Source organism: Variovorax saccharolyticus, assembly GCF_030316765.1.
Taxonomy (GTDB): domain Bacteria; phylum Pseudomonadota; class Gammaproteobacteria; order Burkholderiales; family Burkholderiaceae_C; genus Variovorax; species Variovorax saccharolyticus.
The window spans coordinates 672,971-696,909 of record NZ_JASZYT010000001.1; the positions used below are offsets into that span (position 1 = coordinate 672,971).

Below are 23,939 nucleotides of genomic sequence, written 5' to 3' on the forward strand. Positions count from 1 at the left end.
GAAAGCGGGTTCGTTCCGCTCGGAGAGGCTTCAGTTGCGGCGCGAAGGCCATGTGGCGAGCACGACACCGAGCAGCGCGAGCGCGAAAGCGAGCACCTGCGCGGTCGCCAGTTGCTCGCCGAGCACCAGCACGCCGACCACTGCGGCGCTCACCGGCAGCATCACCGTGAAGACGCCGGCCTGCGATGCGGGCACGCTCTTCAGGCCGGTCATCCAGAGCCACACGGTCCAGATGCTCGCGGCCAGCGCATAGACGACGAGCAGGCTCCAGAGGCCCATCGACACGGAGCCGAAGTCGAAGCGCAGCGCGAACCAGATGCCGAAGGGCGTCGACAGCACGAAGCCCCAGAGGTTGATCAGCGACGAGATGCGCTTGGGTCCCAGCCGCCCGGTCAGCGACTTGCCGATCACCGCATAGGCGGCCTCGCAGAGCACCGCGCAGAACACCAGCAGGTTGCCCAGCCATGGCATCGAAGAGCTGCCCGCGCTGCCGCCATGCGCGCCCGGCTGCGCGGGCGCGAGCGCCAGCAGGCCGATGCCGAGCGCGGCGCAGGCGATCGCCAGCGCGACGCGCGTCGTGATGCTCTCGCGCAGGAAGACCCGGCTGCCGATCGCCACCACGGCCGGGATCGACGCCATGATCACGCCGGCCGACACGGCACTCGTGAGGCTCACGCCGAACAGCATGCAGACCGAGAACAGGAAGTTGCCGAGGAAGGATTCGAGGAAGACCAGCCCGCGGGTGTGGCGGGTCATCGGTGCCTCTCCGGGCGGCCGCCGCAGCCAGTGCGGCATCGCCAGCGCCGCGATGCCGAAGCGCAGCCAGGCCAGCAGCAGCACCGGAAAGGCCGCCACCAGCGGCTTGGAGAGGGCGACGTAGCTGCCGACCAGCGACATGCTCAGGGCGAGGCAGCCATAGGCCACCAGGCGGCCGGGTGCGTGGGATGCGGTGTTCAATCGAGGCGTCGTTCCGAGGATGATTCGATGATGCCTGATTCGCTCCCAGCACCCCGCCATGTCTTCGTCTATGGCACCTTGCGCGCCGGCGGCAGCAACGACATTGCCCGGTTCTCGCCCGCCCCGCTGCGCATCGCCGACGGCGTGATCGCCGGCACGCTCTACGACCTGGGCGCCTATCCGGGCGCGGTGCTGGGCGGCGAGGGCAGGGTGCAGGGCGAGATCTATCGCATCACGCCGGCCCTCGAGGCGCAGCTGGATGTGCTGGAAGAAATCAGGCCCGACGACAGTGGCGAGTACATCAAGCGCGAAGTCCAGGTGCCTGTGGCCGGCGTACTGCTGGGCTGCCTGGTCTACGAGATCCATCCCGATCGCATCGCGGGACGGGCGCCGATCGCCAGCGGCGACTGGTTCCGGCGCGCTTGAATTCACCTTTCCTGCGCAGGGTTTTCATGCGCGAAAAACTCGTCCCGTATTGTGAAAAGGCGAGGTGCTGCGCTGCAATATTTTTTCTCAATACGAGAAAATTAATTCCGCATTGAGAAAAACGGCCCTAAGTTGTTGATTTTGTTGATGCAAAAATATGTCTTCTATAAGACATAAGAGTCGCGTGCTGTCTTACAGTAGACCCACGACGCGACAAGCGCCACCCCTCAATCAACCCCTCGGAGTGACCATGCCCCAGACCCTCACAGAACAACTGAGCCGCGAACAGCAGATTGCCGCCCTCGAAAAGGATTGGGCCACCAACCCGCGCTGGAAGGGCGTCAAGCGCGGCTACAGCGCGGCTGACGTGGTGCGCCTGCGCGGCTCGCTGCCGATCGAGCACACGCTGGCACGCCGCGGTGCCGAGAAGCTGTGGGAGAAGATCAACGGCGACGCCAAGAAGGGCTACGTGAATGCCTTCGGCGCCATCAGCGCCGGACAGGCGATGCAGCAGGCCAAGGCCGGCCTCGAAGCCGTGTACCTGTCGGGCTGGCAGGTCGCCGCCGACGGCAACACCTCCGAAACCATGTACCCGGACCAGTCGCTCTACGCCTACGACTCGGTGCCGACCATGGTCCGCCGCATCAACAACACCTTCAAGCGCGCCGACGAGATCCAGTGGGGCCGCGGCGTGAACCCGGGCGACAAGGAGTTCATCGACTACTTCCTGCCGATCGTGGCCGATGCCGAAGCCGGGTTCGGCGGCGTGCTCAACGCCTTCGAACTGATGAAGAACATGATCGCCGCGGGCGCTGCCGGCGTGCACTTCGAAGACCAACTGGCCGCCGTGAAGAAGTGCGGCCACATGGGCGGCAAGGTGCTGGTGCCGACGCACGAAGCCTGCGAGAAGCTGATCTCGGCGCGCTTCGCCGCCGACGTGATGGGCGTGTCGACCATCGTGCTGGCCCGCACCGATGCCGAAGCCGCGAACCTGATCACCTCCGACCATGACGCCAACGACAAGCCCTTCCTGACCGGCGAACGCACGCAGGAAGGCTTCTACCGCGTCAAGAACGGCCTCGAGCAGTCGATCAGCCGCGGTGTCGCCTACGCGCCCTATGCCGACCTGGTCTGGTGCGAAACCGGCGTGCCGGACATCGGCTTCGCACGCGAATTCGCGCAGGCCGTGCACGCTGCCTGCCCGGGCAAGCTGCTCTCCTACAACTGCTCGCCGTCCTTCAACTGGAAGAAGAACCTCGACGACAAGCAGATCGCCTCGTTCCAGGAAGACCTCTCGGCGCTGGGCTACAAGTTCCAGTTCATCACGCTCGCGGGCATCCACATCAACTGGTACAACACCTTCCAGTTCGCCCACGCCTATGCCAACGGCGAAGGCATGAAGCACTACGTGAACATGGTGCAAGAACCCGAATTCGCGGCTCGCGACAAGGGCTACACCTTCGTGTCGCACCAGCAGGAAGTCGGCGCCGGCTACTTCGACGACGTGACGACCGTGATCCAGGGCGGCTCGTCCAGCGTCAAGGCGCTGACCGGTTCGACCGAGGAAGAGCAGTTCCACTGAGAACTGACGGTCGCTGATTGACAGCCCCGCGTGAGGGATCACGCGGGGTTTTTTTTCGTCTCAATCCGCCACGCGCAGATCGCGCACCCCTCGCCCCAGCCGCTGGCGCAGCAAGGCGCGCAAGGTGACGCCTTCGGCATAGCCCACCAGCGTCGCGATCTGCTCCAGGCTCTTGTCGCTGGTCTTCAACAGATGCACCGCGCGCTCGACCCGCAGGTCCTGGAAGTACGACAGCGGCGTCTTGCCGAGCACCTGCTGCATGCGGCGCGCCAGCGTGCGCTTGCTGGTGCCGGCGGCGCTCGCGGCCTCGTCGAGCGAGAAGCCCTCCGCCAGCCGGCCGCGGGCCCAGCGCTCGAAGCGCTCGACGGTTGCGTCGGAGTGGCTCAGGTGGTCGGTGATGACATAGGCGGACTGCGAGGGCCGCGAGTCGACGATCAGGTACTTCGCCACCAGCGCGGCGAGCTCGGGGCTGGCCTGTCGCACCAGCAGCAGCGCCATGTCGACATGGCTCAGCGCGGCGCCGGCGGTGACAAAGGCGCCGGAGCTGACCAGCATGCGGGACTCTTCGAGCCGGACCGCCGGATAGCGCTGGCGGAACAGGTTCGACAGCCACCACGTGGTGGTCGCGCCCTGGCCATCGAGCAGGCCCGATTCGGCCAGCACGAAGGTGCCGATGCAGGCGGCGGCGATCCGCACGCCGCCCGCCGATTGCTCGCGCAGCACGGCCGTGGCGTCGGCGATGTCGCGCCGCTGCAGCGCCACCTGGAGCCCGTCGGGCATCTTCTCGCCGATCGCCGGAATCACGGTCCAGTCGGGCGTGCCTGCCTGGCCGGCCGGCAGCACCGGCACGCCGAGCCCCTGCGCGGTGCGCACCTTCCGCCGCATGCCGACCAGTGCGACCTCGAACGGCGGCACCGCGAGGCCCAGCATGCCGGCCAGTTCGTTGGCGGTGCCGAAGACGTCCTGCACCGTCGCCAGGCCGGTATCGAACACGCCGTCGAGGGCGAGGATGTCGATTTTCATGGCAATAACGATAGCAAAGATGTCAAAAATGCCAATAGGGCGAATCCGTGGCGGGGCCTAGAGTGAATCCCGGTCGACGCAATCTCGCGCAACCGCATTCACCGGAGACTTTCATGATCAAGTACGCACTGTTCGCCCGCCTCGAAGCCAAGCCGGGCAAGGAAGCCGAGGTCCAGCAGTTCCTCGAAGCCGGCCTGGCCATGGCGCGCGACGAGAAGACCACGCCCATCTGGTTCGCGCTGCGCCTGTCGCCCAGCGTCTTCGGCGTCTTCGACGCCTTCGAGGACGAAGCCGGCCGCCAGGCCCACCTGAGAGGCCCGATCGCCCAGGCCCTGATGGCGAAGGCGCCGGAATTGCTCGCCAAGCCGCCGTCGATCGAGCCGATCGAGGTGCTGGGCCTCAAAAACGCGGCCGCGGCGAGCTGACGGCGCTGCGGATAGAATCTGCGGCTCCATCTCAGCACCCCACAAGAGCGAGAAAGGCACCCTGGTTATGACACCGCGAACTACACCGCACGCAACGAGCGGTCTTTTCCCCGAAGGAAAAGGCCGGTAGGCCGCGCGCGCCGGAAATCCCCGGCCCATCAACCAGAGCAAAGCGCGGTCTCGTACCGCGCTTTTTTGTTTTTCTCGACGAGGTTTTCCAATGATCCAGATCACGCTTCCCGACAACTCGCAGCGCGAGTTCCCCGGCCCGGTTTCGGTGGCCGACGTTGCCAAATCGATCGGTCCCGGGCTGGCCAAGATGACAGTCGCCGGCAAGGTCGACGGCCGGCTGGTCGACGCCAGCGACATCATCGACCACTCGGCGAAGCTGCAGATCATCACGCCCAAGGACGACGAGGGCCTGGAGATCATTCGCCACTCGACGGCCCACCTGGTCGGCCACGCGGTGAAGCAGCTCTACCCGACGGCCAAGATGGTGATCGGCCCGGTGATCGACGAAGGCTTCTACTACGACATCTCGTACGAGCGCCCCTTCACGCCTGAGGACATGGCGGCGATCGAGGCCCGCATGCGCGAGCTGATCGCCCAGGACTACGACGTGGTCAAGAAGATGACGCCGCGCGACGAGGTGATCGACGTCTTCACGTCCCGCGGCGAGGACTACAAGCTGCGCCTGGTCGAGGACATGCCCGACGAGAAGGCGATGGGCCTCTACTACCACCAGGAATACGTCGACATGTGCCGCGGCCCGCACGTGCCGAACACGCGCTTCCTGAAGGTCTTCAAGCTCACGAAGCTGGCCGGCGCCTACTGGCGCGGCGACGCCAAGAACGAGCAGCTGCAGCGCATCTACGGCACGGCCTGGGCCGACAAGAAGCAGCTCGACGACTACATCCGCCGCATCGAGGAAGCCGAGAAGCGCGACCACCGCCGGCTCGGCAAGGAACTCGACCTGTTCCACATCGACGAGGCCGCGCCGGGCCTGGTGTTCTGGCATCCGAAGGGCTGGGCGGTCTGGCAGCAGGTCGAGCAGTACATGCGCAAGATCTACCGCGAGACGGGCTACCAGGAGGTCAAGGGCCCGCAGATCCTCGACAAGAGCCTGTGGGAGAAGACGGGCCACTGGCAGAACTACCGCGAGAACATGTTCACGACGGAGTCCGAGAAGCGCGACTACGCGCTGAAGCCGATGAACTGCCCGGGCCATGTGCTGATCTTCAAGTCGGACCTGCGCAGCTACCGCGACCTGCCGCTGCGCTACGGCGAGTTCGGCCAGTGCCACCGCAACGAGCCCTCGGGTGGCCTGCACGGCATCATGCGCGTGCGCGGCTTCACGCAGGACGACGGCCACGTGTTCTGCACGGAAGACCAGATCCTCGAGGAGTGCGTGGCCTACACGGCGCAGCTGCTCAAGGTGTATGCCGATTTCGGCTTCACGGACATCCTCTACAAGGTCGCGACGCGGCCCGACAACCGCATCGGCTCCGACGAGTTGTGGGACAAGGCCGAGAACGCGCTGATGGAAGCGCTGCGGCGCTCGGGTGTGGAGTTCGTCATCTCGCCGGGCGAGGGCGCGTTCTACGGCCCCAAGATCGAGTACACGCTGCGCGACGCCATCGGCCGCCACTGGCAGTGCGGCACGATGCAGGTCGACTTCAACATGGCCGAGCGCCTGGGCGCCGAGTACGTCACGGAATCCAGCGGCCGCGCCCACCCGGTGATGCTGCACCGCGCGATCGTCGGCAGCCTCGAGCGCTTCATCGGCATGTTGATCGAACACCATTCCGGCGCGCTGCCCGCGTGGCTCGCTCCGACGCAGGTGGTGGTGCTCAATATCAGCGAAAACCAGGCCGATTACGCCGCGGAAGTTGCCAAAACGCTGCAGAATCAAGGGCTTAGGGTGGCGCTCGACCTGCACAACGAAAAGATTACGTATAAAATACGGAAGCATTCGTTGCAAAAGCTTCCCTACATCCTGGTCGTAGGCGACAAGGAGAAGGAAGCCGGAGCCGTCGCAGTGCGCGCCCGGGGCAATGTTGACCTCGGTGCCATGTCGGTGGACGCCTTCTCTCAAAAGATCGCCCACGACATCCAACACAAGCTTTGAATTCAACCGGATTCAAGGGCTGATTTTTTGATCAGGCAGCTTGTGGGCGTGGATTCGACGGTGTTCGCTACAGAAATGTAGCAAATTGTTTGAAGGATTCTGACCATCGCTACTGCATTCCGCGACCGCCGCCACCGCGAGGAACGCCAACACCGCCTGAACCGGGAAATCATGGCCCCGGAAGTCCGCCTGATCGGGCCCGAGAACGAGCCATTGGGTGTAGTGAGTCTTGCCGAGGCCTTGCGCCTGGCTGGTGAACAAGACGTCGACCTGGTCGAAGTCGTCGCGGCGGCCAATCCGCCCGTCTGCAGGCTGATCGAGTACGGAAAGTTCAAGTACCACGAGCAGAAGAAGGCGGCCGAGGCGAAGTCGAAGCAGAAGGTCATCGAGGTCAAGGAAATCAAGTTCCGGCCCGGTACCGACGATGGTGACTACAACATCAAGATGCGCAACATCCGGCGCTTTCTTGAAGAGGGTGACAAATGCAAGATCACGCTGCGGTTCCGCGGTCGTGAAATCACCCACCAGGAGCTCGGCCTGGCGCTGCTGCAGCGCATCCGTGACGAACTCGCCGACCTGATCGTCGTCGAGCAGTTCCCCAAGCTCGAGGGCCGGCAGATGATCATGATGATCGCGCCGGGCCGCAAGAAGGCTGGTGGCGCTGCGAAGCCGGCGGCCGAGGCCGCGCCGGCGACGGCTCCGGCCACGGCCTGAGCCGACGCCCGCCTGGCTGGCGGGCAAGTCGACCGAAGGGAATTCGAAAGGATTCCAAAAGATTTCGCTGTGGCCTTCACCCTCGGGTGAAGGCGGCTGCGAGATGAAGAAGTGTCTCGGGGCCAACAAGCCCGTGGAGTTTCCGCGGCGCCTCACGAGCACAAACTAAAGGAGCATTCACATGCCCAAAATGAAGACCAAGAGCAGCGCGAAAAAGCGTTTCCGCGTTCGTCCCGGTGGCACCGTCAAGCGCGGTCAAGCCTTCAAGCGTCACATCCTGACCAAGAAGACCACCAAGAACAAGCGCCACCTGCGCGGTGCAACGGCAGTTCACGAGACCAACATGGTTTCGATGGCCGCCATGTTGCCCGGCATGGGCATTTAATCCAGACGAACAAGGAGTACACACATGCCTCGCGTCAAACGTGGTGTAACGGCTCGCGCCCGCCACAAGAAGGTTCTCGCACTCGCCAAGGGTTTCCGCGGTCGCCGCGGCAATGTCTTCCGCATCGCCAAGCAGGCGGTGATGAAGGCAGGCCAATATGCCTACCGTGACCGCCGCACCAAGAAGCGCGTGTTCCGTCAACTGTGGATCGCGCGTATCAACGCCGCCTCGCGTGAACTGGGCCTGACCTACAGCCAGTTCGCCAACGGCATCCGCAAGGCGGGCATCGAGATCGACCGCAAGATGCTGGCCGATATCGCTGTGCACGACAAGGCCGCATTTGCCGGCATCGTGGAGCAGGTCAAGGCCAAGCTGGCTGCTTGATCCTGCACAGCAGAGCGCCGTCCCCGGACGGCGATCTGCGCCCACGTCAAGGGCTGGCGCTTGAAAGGGCTCCAGCCCTTTTTTCATCCTGCGGCAGCCCTCGCATTTCTTTATTGATCTCGAAGAATTTCTCCATGAACGAGTTGGACTCCCTGGTCGACACCGCCCGCGCCGCCTTCGCCGAAGCCAAGGCCCCGGCCGAACTCGAGAACGCGAAGGCGCAGTTCCTCGGCAAGTCGGGCCGCATCACAGAGCTGATGAAAGGCATGGCGGCACTCAGCGTCGAAGAGAAGAAGTCGCGCGGCGCCCAGATCAATGTCGCCAAGCAGGCGATCGAGGCCGCGCTCACCGAGCGCCGCCAGCAGCTGGCCGACGACGAGCTCGCGGTGCAGCTGCGGGCCGAGGCGCTCGATGTCACGCTGCCGGGCCGCCGTCGCGTGGCTGGCGGTCTGCATCCGGTGAGCCGCACGATGGAGCGCATCGAGGCGATCTTCTCGAGCATGGGTTTCGATGTCGCCGACGGCCCCGAGGTCGAGAGCGACTGGCACAGCTTCACCTCGCTCAACAACCCGCCGAACCATCCGGCGCGCTCGATGCAGGACACCTTCTACGTCGACATCGACGGCGAGGACGGCGTGCCCTACAACCTGCGTCCGCACACCAGCCCGATGCAGGTGCGCTACGCGAACCAGCACGTCAAGAAATACGCCGCGCAGTTCGAGGCCGCAGCGGCCGACACCACCGGCACCGTGAAGGCGCCCGAAATCCGCGTGATCGCGCCGGGCCGCACCTACCGCGTCGACAGCGACGCCACGCACTCGCCGATGTTCCACCAGTGCGAAGGCCTGTGGCTGGGCGAGAACGTGAGCTTCAAGGACCTGAAGGTCGTGTTCACCGATTTCTGCCGCACCTTCTTCGAGAGCGACGACCTGGTGCTGCGCTTCCGTCCGAGCTTCTTCCCCTTCACCGAGCCGAGCGCCGAGATCGACATCCAGTTCCAGAGCGGTCCGCTGGCCGGCCGCTGGCTCGAGGTCGCGGGTTCGGGCCAGGTGCATCCGAACGTGGTGCGCAACATGGGGCTGGACCCCGAGCGCTACATCGGCTTCGCCTTCGGCATGGGGCCGGACCGGCTCACGATGCTGCGCTACGGGGTCAACGACCTGCGCCTGTTCTTCGACGGCGACCTGCGCTTCCTGAGCCAATTCCAGTAAACAACGACGAGTACGACGAGATGCAATTCCCCGAGTCCTGGCTGCGCGAGTTCTGCGACCCGCAACTCAGCAGCGAAGCACTGGCCGAGACGCTCACGATGGGCGGCTTCGAGGTCGAGGAGCGCCGGCCGGTGGCGCCGCCTTTCAGCAAGGTCGTGGTCGGCGAGATCAAGGAAGCCGTTCAGCATCCGAATGCCGATCGCCTGCGCGTGTGCCAGGTCGATGCCGGGCAGGGCGCCTTGCTCAGCATCGTCTGCGGTGCGCCGAATGCGCGCGTCGGCATCAAGGTGCCGTTGGCGCTGGTCGGCGCCGAACTGCCGCCGGGCGAAGACGGCAAGCCCTTTCTGATCAAGCTCGGCAAGCTGCGCGGCGTCGAGAGCCAGGGCATGCTGTGCTCGGCGCGCGAACTCAAGCTCAGCGAGGACCACGGCGGCTTGCTCGAACTCGAAGCCGATGCACCGGTCGGTGCCGACATCCGCGAGGTGCTGAAGCTCGACGATGCGCTGCTGACCCTCAAGCTGACACCGAACCTGGCGCATGGCCTGAGCGTCTACGGCATCGCGCGCGAACTGGCCGCGCTCACCGGCGCACCGCTCAGGAAACCGGCGATCGCGCCGGTGACGACGGCCTTCGCCGACAAGCTGCCCGTCAAGGTCGAAGCGCCTGATCTCTGCGGCCGTTTCTCGGGCCGTATCGTGCGCGGCGTCGACACCAAAGTCGCGACGCCGGCCTGGATGGTCGACCGGCTGGCCCGCTGCGGCCAGCGCAGCGTGACGCCGCTGGTCGACATCTCGAACTACGTGATGTTCGAGTACGGCCAGCCCAGCCACATCTTCGACCTCGACAAGATCCACGGCGGCCTCACGGTGCGCTGGGGCAAGGCCGGCGAACAGCTCAAGCTGCTGAACGGCAACACGGTCACGGTCGACGACAAGGTCGGCGTGATCGCCGACGAGCGCGAGGTCGAGTCGCTGGCCGGCATCATGGGCGGCGACGCCACGGCGGTGTCCGACGACACCCGCAACATCTACATCGAGGCCGCCTTCTGGTGGCCCGAGAGCATCCAGGGCCGTTCGCGCCGCTTCAACTTCTCGACCGATGCCGGGCATCGCTACGAGCGCGGCGTCGATCCGAGCCGCACCGTCGAGATCATCGAGCGCATCACGCGACTGGTGGTCGAGATCTGCGGCGGCCAGGCCGGTGCGATGGACGACCAGACCCTGCGGCTGCCCGAGGCGAAGCCCGTGACCTTGCGCGTGGCCCGCGCGGCGCGCGTGATCGGCATGCCGCTCACGCAGGCCGAATGCGCAGATGCCCTGCACCGCCTGTCGCTGCCGGTGGAGCAGGGCGACGGTACGCTGATCGTGACGCCGCCGCCGCACCGTTTCGACCTGCTGATCGAGGAAGACCTGATCGAGGAAGTCGCGCGCCTGGTGGGCTACCAGAACCTGCCGACGACGCCGCCGCTGGCGCCGATCACCGCGCGGGTGCGGCCCGAGGCCGAGCGCGGCCGCTATGCGGTGCGCCATCGGCTGGCCGACCTGGGCTACCAGGAGACCATCAACTTCAGCTTCGTCGAGGCGCACTGGGAGCAGGATCTGGCGGGCAACGCCGACCCGATCAAGCTGCTGAATCCGATCGCCAGCCAGATGAGCGTGATGCGCTCGTCGCTGCTCGGTTCCTTGCTGCAGGTGCTCAAGTTCAACCTCGATCGCAGGGCGACCCAGGTGCGCGTGTTCGAACTCGGCCGCGTGTTCCTGCGCGACGCCTCGGTCGCCACCACCGACAGCACGGTCAAGGGCATCCACCAGCCGATGCGGGTGGCCGGCCTGGCCTGGGGCGATGCCGCCGAGGGGCGCTGGGAAGGCAAGGCCGAACGGGTCGACTTCTTCGACATCAAGGGCGACGTCGAGGCCCTGCTGGCCCCGCGCGTGCCGGCCTTCGAGCCGGTCGAACATCCGGCGCTGCACCCCGGACGCGCGGCGCGTGTGCTGCTCGACGGCCGCGCCATCGGCGTCGTCGGTGAACTGCATCCGCGCTGGCGCCAGAAATGGGACTTCGCGCAGGCGCCGATCCTGTTCGAACTGGAACTCGATGCGGTCACGGCGCGTCCGCTGCCGCTGGCCCAGCCGGTGCCCAAGCTGCAGCCGGTCGAACGCGACCTCGCGCTGGTGGTGGCCGAGTCGGTCACGCACGACGCGCTGATGGGTGCCATCCGCGCTGCTTCCGATGCCAGCCTGCTGCGTGATCTCGCGCTGTTCGACATCTACCGCCCGACGGTCGGCCGCGACGGCACGGTGGCAGCCGGGGGCCTGGCGGCGGGCGAGAAGAGCATGGCCGTGCGCCTCGGCTTCAATAGCGACAGTGCGCTGACCGACGAGCAGGTCGAGGCGGCGGTGCGCAAGATCATCGATCAACTCGGCGCCCGCATCGGCGCCCGACTGCGGGTATGAACGCCATGGATTTCACGCTCGAAGCCCTCGAAACGCCGGCATTGACCAAGGCGCACCTGGCCGACCTGCTGTTCGAGCAGATCGGCCTGAACAAGCGCGAGTCCAAGGACATGGTTGAAGCCTTCTTCGACCTGATCGCCAACAGCCTGATCGAGGGCACCGACGTCAAGATCTCGGGCTTCGGCAACTTCCAGATCCGGGTCAAGGCACCGCGGCCGGGGCGCAATCCGCGCACCGGCGAGGCGATCCCGATCGGCGAGCGGCGGGTGGCGACTTTCCATGCGAGCGCCAAGCTGAAGGAACAAATCCACGGAAGCATCGACGCCGCGGCGCCGCAAGAGGTCGAATGGAGCGTGGGCGCCGAATAACATTGGTGCTCCGTGCGCCGGTGGAGTAACCTATGAGGTTTCGCTCGCACTGTCTTGATTTCAATGGAGAAAACACTCCCGCCGATCCCCGTCAAACGCTACTTCACCATCGGTGAGGTGGCGGAGTTGTGCGGCGTGAAGCCGCACGTACTGCGCTACTGGGAGCAGGAGTTCACGCAGCTTCGCCCGATGAAGCGGCGCGGCAACCGGCGCTACTACCAGCACCACGAGGTGCTCATGATCCGCCGGATCCGCGACCTGCTCTACGACCAAGGCTTCACGATCAGCGGCGCGCGCAACAAGCTGCAGGAACTGGTGCAGACCGAACGCGAGCGCCGCAAGGCGGGCGAGGTGCCGCTCGAGGGCATGGAGGCGATCGAGATCGACCAGGAGGAATTCGACGCCGCGGTGCAGGACGACATGGAGCCGCCGGAAGCGGCCGAGCCGCGTGGCCGAACCATCGATATGTCGCAGTTGCTCCACTTGCGGCGAGAACTGAATGAAATTCGTGAGCTCCTTGGCTCGAGTCACTGAATTCGGGCCGCTATAATCGAGAGCTTCGGTGTGTGGCGCAGCCTGGTAGCGCACTTGCATGGGGTGCAAGGGGTCGAAGGTTCGAATCCTTTCACACCGACCAAAAACAAGAAACGGAACAACGGCTTACGCCCACAAGGCGTAGGCCGTTTTTCTTTGCGCGAGGCGGGTTCGAGAAGGCCGCCAGAACCCGGACGGTTCAATCCCGGGTGACGAAAGCGACCAGTGCATTGAGCGCGAGCCACAATGTGCCGGCGCCCAGCAGGGCCAGCGCGGCCACGGTGACCCCGACGCTGCGCGCGCTGCCTCTTGCCTTCGAAGGAACGGTGACTCTCATGGCGACTCCTTTCCGACGTCGTGAATCATGGCGCGAACTGCTCGCCGATGGAATGCCTTCATGCTGCGCGCTTCGCGCTTTTGCCGGCTTGCGCTGAATCAAAGTCCAGGAAAGCGGGCCTGGCTTGAGGAACGTCAACTCGATCCGGTCGGCGGCTGCCAAAGTCGCAGCTTCCAAGGAGCAGCGATGAGCAGTGCCCTCCTCGACGGCGCGGGGACGCGGGCGGCATGAGCCCGGTGGCACCGCCGCCGGTCGATCCGTGGCTGTCCGGTGCGGTCGCCGTCGATGTGGCGCTGGCCTCGCAGGCGACCGCCGACGCGATCGCCGACCGGCAGGCGCGCCGCCTGCGCGAACTGCTCGCTTCGGCCCGGCTGCACTCGCCGCTGTACCGGCGCCTGCTCAAGGGCTGCGAGCCGGGCACCGTGGGCCTGGCCGATCTGCCGCGCACACAGAAGGCCGAACTGATGGCGCGATTCGACGAATGGGTCGCCGACCCGCGCCTCAGGCTGGACGCGCTGCGCCGCTTCGTGGCCGACCGCCGGCGCATCGCCGACGCCTTTCTCGGGCGCTACGTGGTCTGGGAAAGCTCGGGCAGCAGCGGCGTTCCTGGCATCTTCGTCCAGGACGCGATGGCGATGGCGGTCTACGACGCGCTCGAGGCCGTGCGGCGGCCGGTCCTGCGTCCGCTGCAGCGATGGCTGGACCCCTGGAGCCTGGGAGATCGCATCGCCTTCGTCGGTGCGACCGGGGGGCACTTCGCGAGCACGGTGTCGATCGAGCGCCTGCGTCGTCTCAATCCGGCGCTCTCGACCCGCCTGCAGGGCATCTCGTTCCTGCAGCCCGTCGAGGGCATCGTGGCGGCGTTGAACGACTTTGCGCCGAGCGTGATCGCCACCTACCCGAGCGCGGCGGCGCTGCTGGCCGAAGAGCGTTCGAGCGGGCGGCTGCGGGCGTCGCCGTCCGAAGTCTGGACCGGCGGCGAAGACCTGTCGGCGGCCAGGCGCGATTTCGTGGGCCGGGCCTTCGGCTGCCCCGTGACCAACAGCTATGGCGCCTCGGAGTTCCTGTCGATGGCGTCGGAGTGCCGGCATGGCCGGATGCATTTCAACTGCGACTGGGCGATCCTCGAGCCCGTGGATGAAAGCGGCCGCGCAGTGGCGCCGGGAGAGCCTTGCGCGACGACGCTGCTCACCAACCTGGCGAACCATGTGCAGCCCCTGATCCGATGCGACCTGGGCGACCAGGTCGTGCTGCAGGCACGCGGGTGCCCCTGCGGCTCGCCGCTGCCCGTGATCGACGTGCAGGGGCGCAGCGACGACACCCTGCGCCTGGGCCGCGGCGCTTCGGGCCCGGTCAGCGTGCTGCCGCTGGCGCTCAGCACGATGCTCGAGGAAGAGGCCGGCCTGTTCGACTTCCAGCTCGTGCAGCAGGGCCCCTGCGAACTGCTCCTGCGCACGGGCCTGTCGGGCCCAGAGGCAGAGGCCGCGCTGCTGCGCGCGCGCCGGGTGCTCGATGCCTTTCTCGAATCCCAGGGCGCCGCGGGCGTGCAGGTTCATTTGCGCAGCAGCGAGCCCGGCGACGCCGGCCGCAGCGGCAAGCTGAAGCGCGTGGTCGTGGCGCCGGACGGACGGCTTGGTGGTCCTTGAGCCGCACTGCGTGGCGTGTTGAGTACTAAATTCTAGGCAGAACTGGTATCAATCAGTAATCTTCGGTAAAGTCCATTTATGCACCTCCTGCGACCCGTAGGGAGGGACTTCCGGGGCGGCACGCCGTTCACTCGTTCGCCTGTCGTGCATGATTCTGCCTGCGCGGCGCCTGGCGATCTGCGTGAACAGGCCAGCGCTGCCGCGGCTGGTCCCCACACCCTCTACCTCGATCCACGCGACCTCGTCGCCCGGGCCTGTGCGCTCCTCGCGCAGGAGACCGACGCCTGGAAAGAACGACAGCGTGCCGATCTGTTGCCGGGGAGTGGACGTTGATCTGCCCCTCGTGCGCCTTTGCCAACTCGGAGAGCGCGCGCTTTTGCGGTGGCTGCGGCGTACTCCTGGATTTCGCCGCGCAGCGCGCCGGCGGCGAGCGGCGGCAGATCACGGTGCTGACCTGCGACGTCGTCGGTTCGACCGCGCTGTCGCAGACGCTCGACCCCGAAGACCTGCATGAGATGCTCGCCGACTTCCAGCGGGTCTGCCAGGAGACGGCCGAGCGCTACGACGGCTATATCTCGCAGTTCCTCGGCGACGGCGTCCAGATCTATTTCGGCTTTCCGCGTGCGCACGAGGACGATGCCCGGCGCGCGGTGAGTTGCGGGCTCGAGATCCTCCAGGGGACGGAGCAGCTGAACCAGGCCGCGGCGCGTCCCTCGGGGGCGCGGCTGCGCATCCGGGTGGGTGCGGACACCGGCCGGGTGGTGGTCAGCCCGGTCGGGACCGGGGCGCGGCGCGAGAACATCGCGATGGGCGATGCGCCCAACATCGCGTCGCGCGTGCAGGCTCTCGCGGAGCCCGACTCGCTGTGGGTCACCGAAGCCACCTGGCGCATTGCCCAGGAGCACTTCCAGGGCGAGCCGCGCGGCGAGTTCGAACTGAAGGGCGTGGCCTCCGCGGTGCGCCTCTGGCGCGTGAACCGCGCCGGGGGCGTCGTCCCGGGCCTCGAGCGCGTCGATCTGCTGACCCTCTACGTCGGCCGCGGCCAGGAGCATGCGCTGCTGGCGGCGCACTGGACCGCTGCCCGGTCCGGTGCCGCGCGCTTCGTCACCCTGCGTGGCGAGCCGGGCATCGGCAAGTCGCGCCTGGTGGCCGAATTCCGGGGCGAGGCGGCGACTTCCGACACCATGGTGCTGGCCGCGCGTTGCACCCAGTACGCGAAGAACAGCGCCTTTCTTCCGGTCACCGAACTGCTCGAGCGGGTGCTGGCCCTCGATGGCGCGACCGAGGCCGCGGAACGCCTGGACCGCATGGACCAGCAACTCATGCTGCTCGGCATCGGGGCGGCCGACGCGGCGCCGCTGCTGGCGGCGCTGCTGTCGATTCCGCTCGACGACCGCTATCCGCCGCTGGAGCTGTCGCCCACGCGCCGGCGCGTGCGCACGATCGAGACGCTGGTCGCCGTCATCGAGGCCATCGCCCAGCGCAGTCCCACCATCCTGGTCGCCGAGGATCTCCACTGGGCCGACCCGTCGACGCTCGAAGTGCTCGACCTGCTGGTGGCCCGCGGCCGCCGCTTGCGACTGCTCGGCCTCTTCACGGCCCGACCGGAGTTCGAGCCGAACTGGTCGAACGGCGAGGCGACACCGCTGCTCGATGTCTCGCGCCTCGAGCATGCAGAGGTCGAGGCGGTGGTGCGCCACGTGGCGCACGGCAAGCCGGTCCCCGGTGACGTGATCCGCGAGATCATCCAGCGCTGCGACGGCGTGCCGCTGTTCATCGAGGAAGTGGCGCGGGCCGTGATCGAGGCGGGCGTGCTGCAGGAGAACGAATACTCGTGGACGCTCACCGGCGCGTTGCCGCTGGACCTGATCCCGGCCAGCGTCGATGCCTCGCTCATGGCGCGCATCGACCGGCTGGGCGAAGCCCGCGGCACTGCGCAGCTGGCGGCGACCATCGGGCGCGAGTTCACCTACGCGCAACTGCGCGCGGTCAGCGAGCGCACCGAGACCGAGATCAACGACGACCTGGAGCACATCCTGGCCGCGGGCCTGGCCTGGCAGGTGACCGAAACCTCTCCGACCACCTTCGTCTTCAAGCACGCGCTGGTCCAGATGGCGGCCTACGAATCGCTGCTGCGCTCGACGCGCCAGCGTTTCCACGAGCGCATCGCGAGGGTGCTGCTGTCCGATTTCGGCGGCGAGGTGGCGCTTAGACCCGAAATCGTGGCACGCCACCTTTCAGGCGCCGGCCACCACGCCGAGGCCAGCGACCACTGGTTCGCGGCCGGACAGAGCGCCCTGGCGCGGATGGCGGTTCCCGAGGCGCACGGGCACTTGAGCCGGGCGCTCGACGGCCTGGCCAAGCTGCCGACCTCGGACGAGGTGCTGACCAAGGAAATGGAACTTCAGATCGCGATCGCACCGACGCTGATGACGCTGTACGGATGGGGTTCGCCCACGGTCGCGGAGGCCTGCGAGCGGGCGCGCAGCCTGAGCCATCGGCTCGAGCGCCCCGACCGGCTCTACGAGCCGATCTGGGGCCTGTGGACCAACCTGTTCGTGGGCGGGCAGCTGGACCGCGCCCTGGAGACCGCGAACGAGGCGCTGTCGATGGCGCTGGCCAGCGGCGTGCCGATGCTGGAAGTGACGGGCCGGCACGCGGTCTCCTACACGCGCTACTACCGCGCGGAGTGGGCCGAGTGCATCGAGCATGCGCACGCCGGCATCGCGCTCTATGCGCTGGACCAGGAAAGAGCGCTCACCAACACCTTCCAGATCAGCTCCACCGTCAACCTGGTGGCGGGACTGGCAAGCAGTCTCTGGATGACGGGCCACCAGGACCAGGGCCTGGCGGAGCTCGACCGGATGATCGCGATGGCGCGCGACCTGGACCATCCGTCGGCGCTGAGCAACGCGCTCGGTGTCGCCTGCTACATGCTGACCTTCCACCACGACCCGCCGCGGATGCTGGCCCATGCCGCGGAAGTGAAGAGCTTCGCGCGCGCCGAAGGATGGGAGCTCTGGTATGCGGTCGGCGTGATGAGCAGCGGGTGGGCGCGCCTGCGCCTGGGCGACCGGGTCGACGGCCTGAGGGAACTGTTCGAAGGCGTTGCGCTGTTCCGTGCCACGCGCTCCGATCTCATGGGACCGACCGTCGCCGTGATCCACGCGGAAGGGCTGCGGGCGGCCGGCCGCGACGACGAGGCGCTGGAGATGCTCGCCGCCACCGCCGAGACGGCCCGGCGCGGCCACGTCGGCGTGCTGCTGCCGGACGTCTACCGCCTGATGGGCGAGATTCATCTGCAGGCCGGTGCGCTGGCGCAGGCCGAGGCCGCCTTCGATCTGGCGCTGGAGACGGCGCGTGCGCAGCGGGCGCTGTCGCTCGAATTGCGCGCGGCGATGTCCTGCCATGCCCTGCTCGCGAAGACAGGCCGTGGCGCCGAGGGCGTGGCCCTGGTGCGGCACTGCCTGGAACGCTTCACCGACAGTTTCGACCAGCCCGAGTTGCGCGCCGCCAGCGCGCTGCTCGAAGGTGCCGGCCACTGACATGATCGCTGCGCCTGCGCCGGTGGCCTTCGACGCCTTGCCTGCGGAGGTGGAAGCCGGCACGCCGCTCGATGTCTGGTGGCAGGTGGCACCCGCTCACCCGAGCCACCGGCTGGAGGTCGAGCGGCGCGTGAACGGCGTCCGCAAGCCCTCGGTGCAGGCCTGGCCGGACGGGCTGCAGTCCGACCCCGGGTCGCAGCGCTTCCGGGCGCTGCTGCCGCCCTGCGAAGCCGGCGACGTGGTGGCGTACGAACCCGTGCTCTCGCGCGCGGGATTGGTGGTCGCCGAACTCCCGGGACGCCAGGTGCGCGCCGTGGCGCCGCGCGTCGCCGCGGGGGATGTCGCGCCGCAGTCCGCGCTGGTGACCGGCGTGGTGCCGCGCTATGACTGGGGCACGGACTTCCTGGGCGCCTTCACGGTCCAGCTCGCCAAGCCGCCCGAATCCTTCGGTCCGGCGCCGGACGGGCTGCACATCACCTTCTACATCGCTTCGGGCGAGATCCACGGCCCGCGGATCAACGCGCGAATCCGCGGCGAGGGCGGCGACTGGATGCTGGTGCGCCGCGATGGCGTCGGCGTCGCAGACGTGCGCATCACCTACGAAACCGACGACGGCGCGCTGCTGCTGTCGCGCTACTACGGGATCTTCGACCTCGGCCCCGACGGCTACGAGCGCGCCCTGCGCAACGACTACGACCCGCTGCCCCCGCTGGTGCTGGCGCCGCAGTTCGTCACCTCGCACCCCAAGTGGCTGTGGCTGAACCGCCTGCAGTGCATCGCGGTCGGCCGGGTCACGATGGCCGACCTGCTGGTGCGCTTCGATCTCTATGCAGTCCGGGTCGGGCAGCCGCTGCCGTCTTCGGGGCTGCCGCGGGCACCCGACGGTGCCTCCTGACTTCAATCCGGTAAACGAGAGCAACAACAAGGAGTTGAGATGGCGGACAACAATCAGCAGGTTCCATGGACCGACGAGCAGTGGGCTCGAGTCCGCAAGACGATCCAGGAGGAGGCGGCGAGGGCCCGCATCGGCGCGCGCTTCCTGCCCCTGGTCGGGCCCTTGCCGGCCAGTACCGACTACGTGACGGCCGACGTCATCAGCTACGGCGACGGCACCGGGGCGCCCAAGCTGCAGATCGAGGACAAGACCACGGTCCAGCTGCCGACACTGCAGGTGCGCGTGTTCCTGCGCGGCGCGCAGATGGCGGACCCGGAGCTGGACAGCGCCCTGCAGCTGTTCCGGCGCGCGGCGAACATCCTGGCTCGGCTCGAGGACAACATCGTGTTCGGCGGACTCGCCGGGCCGGGCGTCCTGCCTCCGCGGGCGTCGAAGGTGGCGCAGGTGCTGGGCGGCCAGTTGACCAACGGCCTGCTGCAGGCGAATCCGCCGGAAGAGGCCTACCTCGTCGATGCCAAGACCACCGGGAACCGGCTGGTGGGTGCCGTGTCGGACTGCATCGGCCAGCTCGAGGCGGACGGGCACTTCGGGCCGTTCGCGGTGGTCTTCGGCCATCAGTTCTTCACCGAAGTGCAGACGCCCGATCAGTCGTCGCTGGTGCTGCCGCAGGATCGGATCATTCCGTTTCTCGGCGGCGGACCGCTGCTGCGCACCTCGACCCTGCCCGCGGAGACCGGCGTGGTCGTGGCCTTGGGCGCCGAGCCGGTCGAACTGGTCGTCGCGACCGATGTCTCGCTCAACTTCCTGCAGGTCACCGACGAGCCGCAGTTCGTCTTCCGCGTCTACGAGAAGATCCTGCTGCGCATCAAGGAGGCCAAGGCCGTCAAGGTGATCCGGGTCAAGGGGAGCACCCCCTACGACCCGGGCAAGGTCGTACTGCCGGAAGAAATCAAGAAGCCATCCTGAGATGAAGCCTGAAAAGGTCGTCATCCTCGGCGGTGGCGTGGCCGGCATGAGCGCGGCCCACGAGTTGATCGAGCGCGGCTTCGAGGTGGTCGTGCTCGAGCGCCGCGACATCGCCGGCGGCAAGGCGCGCAGCATCCCGGTGAGCGACAACGACGACGGCGGCGCCGGCCACGAGCTGGCCGACCGCGGCGTGGCCGACATCGAGCACCGCCTGCCGGGCGAGCACGGCTTTCGTTTCTTCCCGGGCTTCTACAAGCACGTGGTCGACACCATGCGGCGCATTCCGTCCTTCGACGGCCGCCCGGTGGCCGACCATCTGGTGGCGACCACGCGCGTCGGCTTCACGCAGTACGACCAGCCGACCTTCGTGGTGCCAGCGAACTTTCCGCAGACGCCCGGCGATGCCGGCACGGTGCTGCGCGACATCCTGCTGGCCTTCGGCCCGATCACCGGGCTCACGCCCGACGACCTGGCCTTCTTCGGTTCGCGGATCTGGCAGATCATGACCTCGTGCGAGCAGCGCCGGCTCGACGAATACGAGAGCATCAACTGGTGGGATTTCATTGGCGCCGAGGAACGCTCGACGGCCTACAAGAAGTTCCTCGGCGACGGCATCACGCGCTCGCTGGTGGCGGCCAAGGCGAGGCGCGCCAGCGCGCGGACCATCGGCGACATCTTCACGCAATTGATGCTGACGATCGTCAACCCGACCGGCGGATCGACCGACCGGGTGCTCGACGGCCCGACCAACCTGATCTGGATCGACCCCTGGCTGAGCTACCTGCAGTCGCGCGGCGTGCAGTACCACTTCAACACCGAGGTCCAGCAGATTCTGTGCGCGGGCGACCAGGTGAGCGGCATCGTGGTGTCGGAGAACGGCGTGCGAACCGTGGTGCGGGGCGATCACTACATCGCCGCCGTGCCGCTCGAGCGCATGGCCGTGCTGGTCAACGACGACCTGCTGGCGGCCGACGCTTCGCTCGCCAATCTGCGCACGCTGGCGCCGAACGTCGAATGGATGAACGGCGTGCAGTACTACCTGTACCGCGACATTCCCGAGGTGCATGGCCACGTGATTCACATCGATTCCGAGTGGGCGCTGACCAGCATCTCCCAGTTCCCGTTCTGGCGCAGCGTGGTGCCGACGATGCTTGCCTGCGGCCACGTCAAGGACATCATTTCGGTCGATGTCTCCGACTGGACCGCGCCGGGTCCCGACGGCCGGCCCGCCATGCAGTGCTCGCGCGATGAAGTGGCGCGCGAGACCTGGCGGCAGCTCAAGCGCTCGCTCAACACCGAGCAGGAGATCCTGCGCGATGAGGACCTGCACTCGTGGTTCCTGGACTCCGACACCCAGCCCGACCCCACGCGCCCCGGCTTCCTCGCCAATGCCGAGCCGCTGCTCGTGAACCTGGTCGATACCTGGGCCCTGCGGCCCGAAGCGGCCACCGGCCTGTCGAACCTGTTCCTCGCCTCGGACTACGTGCGCACGCACACCGACCTGGCCACGATGGAAGGGGCCAACGAGGCGGCGCGGCGGGCGGTCAATTCGCTGCTGGATGCGGTGGCTTTCGCGGGGCCGCGCTGCGAGGTCTGGCCGCTCCAGGAAGTGGAAGTGCTGACGCCCTGGCGGCTGCACGACGCCGCCCGCCACCGCGCCGGATTGCCCTGGGACGCATCGCTGTCGCAGGTGGCCCTGCAGGCGCTGCGCGCCGCATCGCCGCTGCTCGACCAGGTGGCGCCGCTGATGGCCGCCGTGACGCCTTACGCCACCCCCGTGGCGGATGCGCTGGATGCCGCCGACCAGGCACTGCAGCGTTCCGGCGCCGGCCTGGGCGACGACCCGGCAGTCCGCAAGGGCTCCGTCTACGTGCCGGCACCGCTCGAGAACGTGCTGAGGGTGACCGATCGCGTGCCCGGCAGCGGCGACATCACGGGGCCGGGCGGCTTCGTCGAGCGCCTGGCCTGGTACCGCGGCCTGATCACCGAGACCCTGGAGTCCGGCGTGCCCGCCTGGGAGCCGCAGTCCCACCTGTACGCGCTGGTGAAGGATTTCATGTCGCGCTCGGGCAAGGGCCTGCGGCCGGCGCTGTGCATCGCAACGACACGCGCGCTGGGCGGGCGCGCCGAGCACGCGCTGCCGGCGGCCGCCGGCATCGAGATGCTGCACAACGCCTTTCTGGTCCATGACGACATCGAGGACGGCAGCGAGTCGCGGCGGGGCGTGCCGACCATGCACCGTCGTGCCGGCATCCCGCTGGCGGTCAACACGGGCGATGCGATGAACGCGCTGGCGATGCGCCTGATGCGGCGCAGCGGCGAGTTCGTGGGTCCGGCCGGCACCTTGCGCATCCTCGACGAGATCGACCACATGCTGATGGAGACGCTCGAGGGCCAGGCCATGGAACTGGGCTGGGTGCGCGACAACGACCTCTCCGTCGGCACCGACGACTACCTGCGGCTGGCGCTCAAGAAGACCGCCTGGTACAGCTTCATCCACCCGCTGCGCATCGGTGCGCTGGTCGCGAACCCCGAGGATCCGAAGCTGGACCGCTTCGACCGCTTTGGCTATCTGCTGGGCCTGGCCTTCCAGATCACGGACGACGTGCTCAACCTGAGCGGCGACGAATCGCGCTACGGCAAGGAGATCGATGGCGACCTGTGGGAAGGCAAGCGCACGCTGGTGTTGACGCATGCGCTGTCGCACGCGGGCCGCAGCGACCGTGACTGGATGAGCCATTTCCTGTCGCGACCGCGCGAGCGGCGCCTGCCGCGCGAAGTGCTGCGGCTGCACGACATCGTGGTCGGAACCGGGAGCATCGAATGGGCCAGGCAATCGGCCGTCGCGCTGGCCGAGGCGGCGGCGCAGGAGTTCGATGCATCGGCCTTCGCCGGTGCGGCGCCCGGGCCGGACCTGGACTGGCTGCGCGCCAGCGTGGACTACCTGGTGCAGCGCGATTCGTAGCGCAGTGCGGAGTCGCTCGCGCTCTCAGGCGGCCTCTGCGAGCGCTTTGACGGCGACGAAGTCGGCCGGCGCGAGCATCACCGGGATCTGCGGAGTGGCCGCGTAGCGGTCCAGCGCCTTGGCCTCGATGAGGCCGAAATTCTGCTGGCAGGCGGCGATCAGGCTGGCTTCGGCCTGCACGGCGCCGAAGTGCCGGCGCAGCGCGCTGCCCGAGATGCGGGCCATGATGCGAGGTCCATCGAAACCGTCGGGGTAGATCGCAAACCTGACGCTGTCCGTGTCTGGACAATGGATCGCTTCGCAGTTCATCTCGTGCTCCTTTTTTTGTTCGCAACGTATTTGACGCGCGCGAAACGAAAGGAGGGCGCGGAGAACTTCGCCTTGCGAGGACAGCGCACGCCTACAGCGTGCAAGGCTCCGGCCGGGTCAGCGCAGGGTGCCGTTGAGGTAGGGCTCGGGATCGACCGCCACGCCCTGCTTGCGGATCTCGAAATGCAGCTTCACGCGGTCGGCGTCGCTGCTGCCGATCTCGGCGATCTTCTGGCCCTGGCGCACCACGTCTTTTTCCTTGACCAGGATGGTCTTGGCATGGGCATAGGCGGTGAGATAGGTGTCGTTGTGCTGGATGATGACCATGTTGCCGTAGCCGCGCAGTTCACCACCCACGTAGACCACGCGGCCGTCGGCTGCCGCCAGCACCGGGTCGCCCAGGTTGCCTGCGATGTCGACGCCCTTGTTGCGCGTGCCGTCGAAGCCCGAGATCGTGCGGCCCGGGGCCGGGCGGATGAAGATCGCCTGCGGCTTCGGCGGCGTGACGGCCGGCGGGGCGGGCTGGGCTGCCGGCGGCAAGGGGTAGAAGGGCGGACTCGAGCTCTTCGGCGGTGTCGAGCAGGCCACCAGGGCGGCTATCGCGATGGCCGTGCCTGCGAAGGCAGCGGCGCGAGAGAGGGAGTTCTGGATGTGCATGGCTTTTTTGGAACGTGGTCGCGGCGAAG

21 protein-coding genes and 1 tRNA gene are annotated in these 23,939 nt (G+C 67.3%); 17 read left to right on the forward strand and 5 right to left on the reverse strand.

What is annotated here, in order from left to right:
- Window positions 1-30: 30 nt before the first annotated feature.
- Window positions 31-957 (reverse strand): DMT family transporter, encoded by a 927-nt coding sequence (locus QTI45_RS03350; RefSeq protein ID WP_286367337.1) that lies wholly within the window; start codon window positions 955-957, stop codon window positions 31-33.
- Between the two features lie 30 nt (window positions 958-987).
- Between QTI45_RS03350 and QTI45_RS03355 the strand changes: the two genes are divergently transcribed.
- Both QTI45_RS03355 and aceA read left to right on the forward strand, forming a co-directional pair.
- Window positions 988-1,383 carry a gamma-glutamylcyclotransferase family protein gene (locus QTI45_RS03355; protein ID WP_286653492.1) on the forward strand — a complete coding sequence of 132 codons (396 nt, stop codon included), beginning with the start codon at window positions 988-990 and terminating at the stop codon, window positions 1,381-1,383.
- 250 nt (window positions 1,384-1,633) lie between these two features.
- Window positions 1,634-2,965, forward strand: a complete 1,332-nt coding sequence (gene aceA / locus QTI45_RS03360; RefSeq protein WP_286367339.1) for an isocitrate lyase — start codon at window positions 1,634-1,636, stop codon at window positions 2,963-2,965.
- A gap of 60 nt (window positions 2,966-3,025) precedes the next feature.
- Here aceA and QTI45_RS03365 read toward each other — a convergent pair whose 3' ends face one another.
- The gene (locus QTI45_RS03365) at window positions 3,026-3,988 is read right to left on the reverse strand and encodes a GlxA family transcriptional regulator (protein WP_286653493.1); all 963 of its coding nucleotides are present in this window, start codon (window positions 3,986-3,988) and stop codon (window positions 3,026-3,028) included.
- A 113-nt stretch (window positions 3,989-4,101) separates the two neighbouring features.
- Between QTI45_RS03365 and QTI45_RS03370 the strand changes: the two genes are divergently transcribed.
- The 10 genes from QTI45_RS03370 to QTI45_RS03415 all read left to right on the forward strand — a co-directional run bounded on the left by QTI45_RS03370 (window position 4,102) and on the right by QTI45_RS03415 (window position 12,693).
- On the forward strand, window positions 4,102-4,413 hold the full coding sequence (locus tag QTI45_RS03370; RefSeq protein ID WP_286653494.1) for a putative quinol monooxygenase: 312 nt from the start codon (window positions 4,102-4,104) through the stop codon (window positions 4,411-4,413).
- Window positions 4,414-4,633: 220 nt separating this feature from the next.
- Window positions 4,634-6,541 carry a threonine--tRNA ligase gene (thrS, locus tag QTI45_RS03375; protein ID WP_286653495.1) on the forward strand — a complete coding sequence of 636 codons (1,908 nt, stop codon included), beginning with the start codon at window positions 4,634-4,636 and terminating at the stop codon, window positions 6,539-6,541.
- Between the two features lie 96 nt (window positions 6,542-6,637).
- Complete coding sequence (infC, locus tag QTI45_RS03380) at window positions 6,638-7,255, forward strand: translation initiation factor IF-3 (RefSeq protein ID WP_286367695.1); 618 nt, start codon at window positions 6,638-6,640, stop codon at window positions 7,253-7,255.
- 181 nt (window positions 7,256-7,436) lie between these two features.
- A complete protein-coding gene (rpmI, locus tag QTI45_RS03385; RefSeq protein ID WP_158720412.1) occupies window positions 7,437-7,640 on the forward strand; it encodes a 50S ribosomal protein L35 in 204 nt (67 codons plus the stop codon).
- Window positions 7,641-7,664: 24 nt separating this feature from the next.
- Window positions 7,665-8,024 (forward strand): 50S ribosomal protein L20, encoded by a 360-nt coding sequence (gene rplT, locus QTI45_RS03390; protein WP_012747009.1) that lies wholly within the window; start codon window positions 7,665-7,667, stop codon window positions 8,022-8,024.
- Between the two features lie 134 nt (window positions 8,025-8,158).
- On the forward strand, window positions 8,159-9,235 hold the full coding sequence (gene pheS / locus QTI45_RS03395) for a phenylalanine--tRNA ligase subunit alpha (protein ID WP_286367343.1): 1,077 nt from the start codon (window positions 8,159-8,161) through the stop codon (window positions 9,233-9,235).
- Between the two features lie 20 nt (window positions 9,236-9,255).
- A complete protein-coding gene (gene pheT / locus QTI45_RS03400) occupies window positions 9,256-11,688 on the forward strand; it encodes a phenylalanine--tRNA ligase subunit beta (RefSeq protein ID WP_286367344.1) in 2,433 nt (810 codons plus the stop codon).
- The gene (locus QTI45_RS03405) at window positions 11,685-12,056 is read left to right on the forward strand and encodes an integration host factor subunit alpha (protein ID WP_286367345.1); all 372 of its coding nucleotides are present in this window, start codon (window positions 11,685-11,687) and stop codon (window positions 12,054-12,056) included. The genes pheT and QTI45_RS03405 overlap by 4 nt, the downstream gene beginning before the upstream one ends.
- A gap of 63 nt (window positions 12,057-12,119) precedes the next feature.
- Window positions 12,120-12,590, forward strand: a complete 471-nt coding sequence (locus tag QTI45_RS03410; RefSeq protein ID WP_286653800.1) for a MerR family transcriptional regulator — start codon at window positions 12,120-12,122, stop codon at window positions 12,588-12,590.
- Between the two features lie 26 nt (window positions 12,591-12,616).
- Window positions 12,617-12,693, forward strand: a tRNA-Pro gene (locus tag QTI45_RS03415).
- A 96-nt stretch (window positions 12,694-12,789) separates the two neighbouring features.
- Here the strand turns inward: QTI45_RS03415 and QTI45_RS03420 are convergent.
- Window positions 12,790-12,927 (reverse strand): hypothetical protein, encoded by a 138-nt coding sequence (locus QTI45_RS03420; RefSeq protein WP_286653496.1) that lies wholly within the window; start codon window positions 12,925-12,927, stop codon window positions 12,790-12,792.
- Between the two features lie 227 nt (window positions 12,928-13,154).
- On the opposite strand from QTI45_RS03420, the gene QTI45_RS03425 reads away from it, so the two are divergent.
- The 5 genes from QTI45_RS03425 to QTI45_RS03445 all read left to right on the forward strand — a co-directional run bounded on the left by QTI45_RS03425 (window position 13,155) and on the right by QTI45_RS03445 (window position 22,944).
- Complete coding sequence (locus tag QTI45_RS03425) at window positions 13,155-14,573, forward strand: phenylacetate--CoA ligase family protein (RefSeq protein WP_286653497.1); 1,419 nt, start codon at window positions 13,155-13,157, stop codon at window positions 14,571-14,573.
- Window positions 14,574-14,902: 329 nt separating this feature from the next.
- Complete coding sequence (locus QTI45_RS03430) at window positions 14,903-18,118, forward strand: AAA family ATPase (protein WP_286367351.1); 3,216 nt, start codon at window positions 14,903-14,905, stop codon at window positions 18,116-18,118.
- Window position 18,119: 1 nt separating this feature from the next.
- The gene (locus tag QTI45_RS03435) at window positions 18,120-19,013 is read left to right on the forward strand and encodes a DUF3237 domain-containing protein (protein ID WP_286367352.1); all 894 of its coding nucleotides are present in this window, start codon (window positions 18,120-18,122) and stop codon (window positions 19,011-19,013) included.
- A gap of 39 nt (window positions 19,014-19,052) precedes the next feature.
- The gene (locus QTI45_RS03440; protein ID WP_286367353.1) at window positions 19,053-19,979 is read left to right on the forward strand and encodes an encapsulin; all 927 of its coding nucleotides are present in this window, start codon (window positions 19,053-19,055) and stop codon (window positions 19,977-19,979) included.
- A 1-nt stretch (window position 19,980) separates the two neighbouring features.
- Entirely contained in the window at window positions 19,981-22,944 is a 2,964-nt protein-coding gene (locus QTI45_RS03445) for an FAD-dependent oxidoreductase (RefSeq protein ID WP_286653498.1), read from the forward strand.
- A 24-nt stretch (window positions 22,945-22,968) separates the two neighbouring features.
- Here QTI45_RS03445 and QTI45_RS03450 read toward each other — a convergent pair whose 3' ends face one another.
- Complete coding sequence (locus tag QTI45_RS03450; RefSeq protein ID WP_286653499.1) at window positions 22,969-23,169, reverse strand: hypothetical protein; 201 nt, start codon at window positions 23,167-23,169, stop codon at window positions 22,969-22,971.
- Window positions 23,170-23,370: 201 nt separating this feature from the next.
- A complete protein-coding gene (locus tag QTI45_RS03455; protein WP_444813089.1) occupies window positions 23,371-23,910 on the reverse strand; it encodes a murein hydrolase activator EnvC family protein in 540 nt (179 codons plus the stop codon).
- Between the last annotated feature and the right edge of the window lie 29 nt (window positions 23,911-23,939).

What these genes read in the sequence shown, in the direction of transcription:
- QTI45_RS03355 (WP_286653492.1), top strand. Translation starts at nt 988, where the DNA reads ATGCCTGATTCGCTCCCAGCACCCCGCCATGTCTTCGTCTATGGCACC.
- aceA (WP_286367339.1), top strand. Translation starts at nt 1,634, where the DNA reads ATGCCCCAGACCCTCACAGAACAACTGAGCCGCGAACAGCAGATTGCC.
- QTI45_RS03365 (WP_286653493.1), bottom strand. Translation starts at nt 3,988, where the DNA reads ATGAAAATCGACATCCTCGCCCTCGACGGCGTGTTCGATACCGGCCTG.
- QTI45_RS03370 (WP_286653494.1), top strand. Translation starts at nt 4,102, where the DNA reads ATGATCAAGTACGCACTGTTCGCCCGCCTCGAAGCCAAGCCGGGCAAG.
- thrS (WP_286653495.1), top strand. Translation starts at nt 4,634, where the DNA reads ATGATCCAGATCACGCTTCCCGACAACTCGCAGCGCGAGTTCCCCGGC.
- rpmI (WP_158720412.1), top strand. Translation starts at nt 7,437, where the DNA reads ATGCCCAAAATGAAGACCAAGAGCAGCGCGAAAAAGCGTTTCCGCGTT.
- rplT (WP_012747009.1), top strand. Translation starts at nt 7,665, where the DNA reads ATGCCTCGCGTCAAACGTGGTGTAACGGCTCGCGCCCGCCACAAGAAG.
- pheS (WP_286367343.1), top strand. Translation starts at nt 8,159, where the DNA reads ATGAACGAGTTGGACTCCCTGGTCGACACCGCCCGCGCCGCCTTCGCC.
- pheT (WP_286367344.1), top strand. Translation starts at nt 9,256, where the DNA reads ATGCAATTCCCCGAGTCCTGGCTGCGCGAGTTCTGCGACCCGCAACTC.
- QTI45_RS03405 (WP_286367345.1), top strand. Translation starts at nt 11,685, where the DNA reads ATGAACGCCATGGATTTCACGCTCGAAGCCCTCGAAACGCCGGCATTG.
- QTI45_RS03410 (WP_286653800.1), top strand. Translation starts at nt 12,120, where the DNA reads ATGGAGAAAACACTCCCGCCGATCCCCGTCAAACGCTACTTCACCATC.
- QTI45_RS03420 (WP_286653496.1), bottom strand. Translation starts at nt 12,927, where the DNA reads ATGAGAGTCACCGTTCCTTCGAAGGCAAGAGGCAGCGCGCGCAGCGTC.
- QTI45_RS03425 (WP_286653497.1), top strand. Translation starts at nt 13,155, where the DNA reads ATGAGCCCGGTGGCACCGCCGCCGGTCGATCCGTGGCTGTCCGGTGCG.
- QTI45_RS03435 (WP_286367352.1), top strand. Translation starts at nt 18,120, where the DNA reads ATGATCGCTGCGCCTGCGCCGGTGGCCTTCGACGCCTTGCCTGCGGAG.
- QTI45_RS03440 (WP_286367353.1), top strand. Translation starts at nt 19,053, where the DNA reads ATGGCGGACAACAATCAGCAGGTTCCATGGACCGACGAGCAGTGGGCT.
- QTI45_RS03445 (WP_286653498.1), top strand. Translation starts at nt 19,981, where the DNA reads ATGAAGCCTGAAAAGGTCGTCATCCTCGGCGGTGGCGTGGCCGGCATG.
- QTI45_RS03450 (WP_286653499.1), bottom strand. Translation starts at nt 23,169, where the DNA reads ATGGCCCGCATCTCGGGCAGCGCGCTGCGCCGGCACTTCGGCGCCGTG.
- QTI45_RS03455 (WP_444813089.1), bottom strand. Translation starts at nt 23,910, where the DNA reads ATGCACATCCAGAACTCCCTCTCTCGCGCCGCTGCCTTCGCAGGCACG.